7 protein-coding genes are annotated in these 6,417 nt (G+C 50.0%); 6 read left to right on the plus strand and 1 reads right to left on the minus strand.

All coding sequences use genetic code 11. The features are described 5' to 3' along the window. Positions 1–57: 57 nt before the first annotated feature. Complete coding sequence (locus tag ACOTYN_RS15150) at positions 58–726, minus strand: LexA family transcriptional regulator (protein ID WP_332958235.1); 669 nt, start codon at positions 724–726, stop codon at positions 58–60. A gap of 97 nt (positions 727–823) precedes the next feature. On the opposite strand from ACOTYN_RS15150, the gene ACOTYN_RS15155 reads away from it, so the two are divergent. The 6 genes from ACOTYN_RS15155 (at position 824) to ACOTYN_RS15180 (ending at position 6,363) form a co-directional block, all read left to right on the plus strand. After that, complete coding sequence (locus ACOTYN_RS15155; protein ID WP_000014299.1) at positions 824–1,045, plus strand: helix-turn-helix transcriptional regulator; 222 nt, start codon at positions 824–826, stop codon at positions 1,043–1,045. Next, entirely contained in the window at positions 1,020–1,322 is a 303-nt protein-coding gene (locus ACOTYN_RS15160; RefSeq protein WP_332958240.1) for a hypothetical protein, read from the plus strand. The genes ACOTYN_RS15155 and ACOTYN_RS15160 overlap by 26 nt, the downstream gene beginning before the upstream one ends. A gap of 427 nt (positions 1,323–1,749) precedes the next feature. Continuing rightward, positions 1,750–3,381 (plus strand): DEAD/DEAH box helicase, encoded by a 1,632-nt coding sequence (locus ACOTYN_RS15165; RefSeq protein ID WP_332958243.1) that lies wholly within the window; start codon positions 1,750–1,752, stop codon positions 3,379–3,381. After that, the gene (locus ACOTYN_RS15170; RefSeq protein ID WP_332958244.1) at positions 3,378–4,349 is read left to right on the plus strand and encodes a toprim domain-containing protein; all 972 of its coding nucleotides are present in this window, start codon (positions 3,378–3,380) and stop codon (positions 4,347–4,349) included. The genes ACOTYN_RS15165 and ACOTYN_RS15170 overlap by 4 nt, the downstream gene beginning before the upstream one ends. Further along, a complete protein-coding gene (locus ACOTYN_RS15175; protein ID WP_332958245.1) occupies positions 4,346–5,128 on the plus strand; it encodes an antitermination protein in 783 nt (260 codons plus the stop codon). Before ACOTYN_RS15170 ends, ACOTYN_RS15175 begins: the two co-directional genes overlap by 4 nt. Positions 5,129–5,793: 665 nt before the next feature. Beyond that, positions 5,794–6,363: an SDH family Clp fold serine proteinase gene (locus ACOTYN_RS15180; protein WP_416173945.1), complete on the plus strand. Its 570-nt coding sequence runs from the start codon at positions 5,794–5,796 to the stop codon at positions 6,361–6,363. The last annotated feature ends 54 nt before the right edge of the window (positions 6,364–6,417 follow it).

The following is a 6,417-nucleotide window of genomic DNA, read 5'->3' on the forward strand; positions in this document are numbered from 1 at the left end:
TTTTTTAGTTGAAAGGAGGGTGTTGGAGGCAAAAAAAAAGCCGCTTTCGCGGCCAATTTACGGGAGGTTGGTGATTTTTGCGTCTACCACAACCCCTATAATACGGCAGTTGCCATTGATTGGGATTATTGGATATTGGGGATTGAGGGGTTTGAGAAATCTTTGACCGGCATCGATAACAAGCTTTTTGAATGTAGCTTCATTGTCACCGTCAAGTTTCGCTACAACCAATTTTCCGTTGATTGCTTCCACTTGGGGATCGACAAGTATCACCATCCCTTCCGGTATGCTCAGCCCTGCTGGTGATGTCATGGAATCGCCTCTGACATCTAACCAGAACGAATCCTCAGAACATTCAACGGTGGTTTCATACCAGCGATCTATCGCTCTACGGTGATACGGTTCTACTGCATCCATCCAGTCTCCAGCGCTAACCCAGCTTATTACAGGGTAACTTCCTTTGGATTCGTTAATGCTATTAAAACTTACATTGTGATCGGCTCTTGAGTCGCTGACCGTGCCGTCAGCGTTTACTACGAAGCCGGGCATTTTCAATATGTTAAAAATCTTCGCTATAACCTCTAGGTTCGGTTCGCGTCTGGCATTTAACCAATGACCTAGCCCGCCCTGCGTTATGCCGAGCGCCTCTGCCAGCTGTTCTTGAGTCATGCCGACTTCTTTCATCCTGGTTTTGGCCAGGTCCTGCCATCTCTGTTTCATAGCCATGATTATTACATTCCGTATTTAGTGAGCAACTTCCATTTTGTATTATTCTTGTAAGTGTGTATAGTACGTTATGTATTATTTATGCGAGACTAATCGAATGAGTGGAATCAAGAGCCTTAGACGCAAAGCAAAGGTAACTCAGGGAGAGCTGGCCGCGCTGATTGATAGCTCTCAGGGGGCCGTTAGCCACTACGAAACAGGAAGAAGGATTCCTGATGTTGCAGTCGGAAAGCGGATCGTCAGCGCGTTTAAACAGCTTGGCCTAGATACAAGTTTGGACGAGGTATTTTCAGATGATGTTGCACGGGATGAGGCCTGATCACGGTTTGCTCCCATCTGTGTATGCATCTGCAGATGAAGAGTGGATCAAGCAGCAGTTACTGAGTCTGACACCAGCCGCACGACAAAAAGCCATTCAGCGTTATGCAGCTGTGTATCAGGAATCGTTCGGAGCCGAGCCCGTTTCATACCGCAAGGAGAACCGGGCAAGGCATGAAGCAAATATGCGGCTTCGCCTGTTTGTGAGAAATCACGGCAGGGCTTTACAGGGGTATACCGCCGAACCTCCCTTGGCCGGAACGCCACCGCGTTCCTGATTGTTGCGGGTTTAAAGGTACCCGGACAAAAGCAGGCTTAAAGGTGCCTGTTCAGGTTGGCAACCCACTAACTCAATTCCCCGTATGTACTAGGTAAGTAGTACGTTTTTATGGGGAAGAGGGAAAGGGGGGTAAGGGGGGATTGGGTGTAGGGGTAGGAATAGGGTCTTTTCCAACAGGAGAGATCCATTGGTTAAGTAGATCACTGTCTTAAGGGCGCAATAAAAAAAACGCCCGTATCAGCAAACCAGTACAAAGCGCTCAGGCGCTGAGAAACAAAAAGGGTTCTTTCTGGAAGAGTGATTTTTCAGGGGAGCTGAATCAGAAGGGAGGCTGGCAGCCTTTGGGGAGGCCACCAGCCATGTGAGGGGGAATCCATGAAAACCACATCACAGAATTATTATCTCATCACCGCGGGGTCCGCACAATGCAGCTGACGATCACACCGAATTTTGCACAGGAACGAGCACTTAACCAGCTGCGCCGTAACTGGAAGGATACGCAAACCTTCATGGTGTACTCGCCGACGGGCAGCGGTAAAACAGGACTGGCCGCCTTCATCGTTGCGGGGTTCGTCAGTCGTGGCATGCGGGTAATGTTTTGCGCGCCTTACCAGATCCTCATTACCCAAACAGCAAACCGTTTTGTGGAGTATGGTTTGCCGGGTGATGAAATCGGCTATGTATGGGCGGATCACCCAAACTACGATCCTACCCTCAAAATACAAATCGCCAGCGCCGATACGCTTATTCGTCGCGTGTTCCCTGACAATATCGATCTGCTGATTATCGACGAAGCGCACCTGCGAAAAAAACGCATCCTGCAGGATATCGAACGCCTGCGCGAAAAAGGCGTGAAAGTGATCGGCCTGTCGGGGACACCGTTTTCCCCGTTCCTGGGCAAATACTATGACCGACTGATTAAGCCAACCACCATCGGCGAGCTGATCCAGCGCGGCGACCTGAGCAAATACGAATTTTACGCGCCCACGAAGCCGGATCTGAAAGGGGTTACAACCTCTCCGTCCCTGCAGTACGGTACCGACTACAACGAGGCGCAGCTGGCGGAGATCATGTGCGGTTCCACGCTGGTGGGCGATATCGTCCAAAACTGGCTGGAGAACGGTCGGGACCTGCCGACAATCGCGTTCTGCGTCAACGTAGACCACGCTAATTTTCTGACTATTCAGTTTAACCAGGCTGGCGTAAATGCAGAGGTTATGACTGCAGAAACGCCTGCGGAAGAACGACAAACCATCATTCACCGCTTCGAAACTGGCGCCACAAAAATCATCGTCAGTGTGGGCGTACTGGTTGCCGGGTTCGACAGCGATGTTCGCTGCATCATCTACGCCAGGCCAACAAAGAGCGAAATTCGCTGGCTGCAGGCGCTCGGACGTGGCTTGCGCACCGCACCGGGTAAAGAGTCCTGCCTCATCTTCGACCACAGTGGCACCGTGCACCGCCTGGGTTATCCAGACTCTATCGAATATGACGATCTTCCGGGTAAATCTGACGGGATGGAGGAGGGCGCGCGCCGCGCAGCTGAGGAACGAGCAGAGAAGCTGCCTCACGAATGCCCACAATGCCACTTCATGAAGCCTGCAGGCGTCTATGTCTGCCCGAAGTGTGGCCACAAACCGCTGGCCGGTGAGGACATCGATACAGACACCGGGCGCAAACTCAAAAAACTGGGTAGCGAGCCGCGCCAGCCGACGAAAGCAGAGAAACAGGCCTGGTGGAGTCAGATCAAATTCTATCAACGCCAGCGCGTATCGTTGGGGAAAAAGCCTGTCAGCGATGCCTGGTGTGCTCACACCTTCCGCGAACGTTTTGGAGAATGGCCAAACGGCCTGAGCGATTACCCGATGGACATCACACCAACAGTCTCGAACTTTATTACGCACAAGCTGATCCGCTTTGCTAGACAACGCAAAAAAGAGCAATGCGTGCAGATGAACAACGAACAACAGCAGAAGCCTATCGCTCCAAAAGTTCAAAGAGCCATAGACCGGATTAGTGACATCAGACAGAAATTATCTAAGCGAGTGCAGGCATGAAAACGGTAGAAGCAGCAAAAGGCCATTGGGCCATGATTTTTGAGCATTACGGACTGCCGCCGATCACCGGTAAAAATCACTTTAAGGGGAAGTGCCCGCTGTGTGATTCGGTTGGAAAATTCCGCATCGACGACCGCGACGGCGCGGGGACATGGATCTGCACCTGCGGCAGCGGTGACGGGCTTAAGCTGGTTACCGAAACCCAGGGCAAACCATTTAACGAGGTTTGTCGGGAAATCGATGCACTGATCGGTAATATATTCAGACGTGACAAAGTTCCCGAGGCTAGCGACGCGTCTAAGCTGCGGAGAAAGGTACTCAACAACTTTGCAAAAATGCCTCCTCTGCGTGGTACATCCGGCGCTGAATACCTGAACTCACGCGGTATTTATCAGCTTCCAGCCGAGGCTGTGCGACTCAACCCCAAGCAACGGCATAACGGACGGGTGTACCAGTCTATTTATTCACTGGCAACAGACGATAAAGGGGAGCTGTGTTATCTCCATCAGACGTTATTGGATGGTGCAAAGAAGGCTGACATCGGGGCCAGCGCCAAGCGGCAGAAATCGCTGCAGGAAGATAACTATCTTGATCACGCTCGCTCAGTTGCGATCCGTATGTTCCCGGTCGCCAGCACACTTGGCATCGCTGAAGGTATCGAAACTGCACTGTCTGCACACCAGATTTACAAAGTGAATACCTGGGCGACCATGACCGCCAACTTCATGAAGAAGTTCCGGGTCCCGGCAGGCGTGAAGAATTTGATTATTTTTGCAGATCGAGACGTAAACAGCGCCACCGGATTGGCTGCGGCCACGGAATGCGCTCATACCAACTTAATGGCAAAAAATGACCTGCAAAAAATCAGCATCTACTACCCGGATAACGGGGATATTAACGACATGCTCATGAACGGCGATCAGGTTCGTGAAGTGGTTTTCTATAAAAAACAGCAGGTGGCCGCATGAAACTGGAAGCATCACTCAAACATTTTAGTCCTCAGGGAATGCACATCAGCGACGACGTGAAAGGAACCTCTCCGGACCGCCTTACAGGAACAGATGTAATGGCGGCGATTGGCACCACCAGCAGCCGTGCGCGCTTCGGCCTGGCGGCGTTCTTCGGTAAAGCGGGAATCAGCAAAACGGATGAACAGCTCGCAGTTCAGGCGCTGGCGCGATATGCGATGGATGTCGCTCCGAAGAATGTTCGCAAAGCAGCTGGTGGGCAGTTCGGATGGTGTATGCAGATGCTGGCGCAATTTGCCTTTGCTGATTACTCCCGTTCGGCGGCTACCAGCGTGACGTGTTACAGTTGCAGCGGTACCGGGTTTATCTCCGGGAATGAGGATGTGGTTAAACATCCTGGTATTTTCGACGCCGACGGTGCCGAAGTGGTGGCCCCGAAGATTAAAAATGAGCTGGTGAAAAGGGTTTGCGGAACATGCGGAGGAAAGAAAGTGATCCTTGCCCGGTGCAGGTGTGGCGGTAAAGGCGAGGTGTTGGACCGCAAAGCGACCAAAGACCGCGGCGCACCGGTTTTCAAAACCTGTGAACGTTGCTCTGGTAATGGCTTCTCTGCTATCACCTCGGCGACGGTACACCGTGCCATTCTGAAGCGTCTTCCGGACCTTCATCAATCTTCATGGTCACGCAACTGGAAAACCTTTTATGAAATGCTGGTTGACACTCTTCGCCAGGGGGAGCGTCACGCGTCGGTGGAATTTGAGAAGGCAACAACTTATTAATGTGATCGGGGCAAATGGCGACACTTTTTGCACGTTATTGTTGACTTTGCATAAAACTGTCCTGTATGATCTCAATCGTGGGATATTACGCCCATACGACATTAAACCCGCCTCAGAGCGGGTTTTTTGTTTGAATTTTTCGTATAGCTTTAACTTCTTCATGTTTGTGTGAATTCAGGTTTTGAGATTCCTCATAAAAGTTGTGAGATATCTTAAAAGGAGCTCATTTATGAGGTTTTAGTGCCTTTTATACTTGTCAAATCTGCATCTCACTCGCTATAGTCTGCTTAAATCTTTATCAAAAAAATTTCTTTTGAAGCCTCACTTTGAGGCTTTTCGTGTATTAGACGACTGGCAGTTACTACATCTTGTATCTCTATGCACTGATAGGGGCTAGATGTAGATATAACGAGGGGCACATCATGGGCGCGACTGAATTTTACAAAACAATGGGCATCACACCCGAAGAGTTACACAAGGGCGAATCTGTGGAGCATTATGCTATGCGTGTATTTGCTCAACAAAACGCTCAATCTGCGAGGACTGGAGTCCTGTATTCATATAGTACTGTGAGCACTTTGGAGCAGACTAACCCGCAATCTCACCAACTGTATACATACTGATAGCTTGATAACATGCCAAATTGGATAGACGTATTGGGTGAGATGGGTACTATCGCTCAGCGTACACCAGCGGATGAGGTTCGCCATAAGTACTTACGTGAGTTATCACAGCATACAGGCCGAAATGTAATATCTTACTACTCAGGCTTCCTTCAGAAAGGTGGGCCTGGGCATCAACATCTGATTCAAATGTCGGATGATGATAAGAATGGCCTTATGTCAGCTATCAATGGACTGGATACAAAGCTAGGGCTGGATATCTTGCTCCACACACCTGGTGGAGATATTGCAGCCCTTGAATCGATTGGTCATTATCTTCGTTCGAAATTTGGAACGAATATTAGGGCTATTGTGCCTATGATTTCGATGAGCTGCGGAACGATGTTGGCCTGTTGTGCAGAGCAGATCGTATTGGGTAAGCAATCGAATTTAGGACCTATTGATCCTCAGTTTAACGGTCTGTCATCACATGCAATTATTGAAGAATATGAAAGGGCTAAAGCAGAGATCCTTGCTAACCCGGCAGCGCTTCAATGGTGGCAGTTTACCTTGCAAAAGGTACATCCAACGCTAATCGGCGAGTGTGAAAAGGCCATCCTTTGGGCAAACTGATCTTGACCCGCCATTTCCGGACAGCTTTTGTATCTTAAGTTAACGATGCCCGCT

This window comes from Enterobacter cloacae complex sp. IR5458 (genome assembly GCF_049238025.1).
Taxonomy (GTDB): domain Bacteria; phylum Pseudomonadota; class Gammaproteobacteria; order Enterobacterales; family Enterobacteriaceae; genus Enterobacter; species Enterobacter kobei.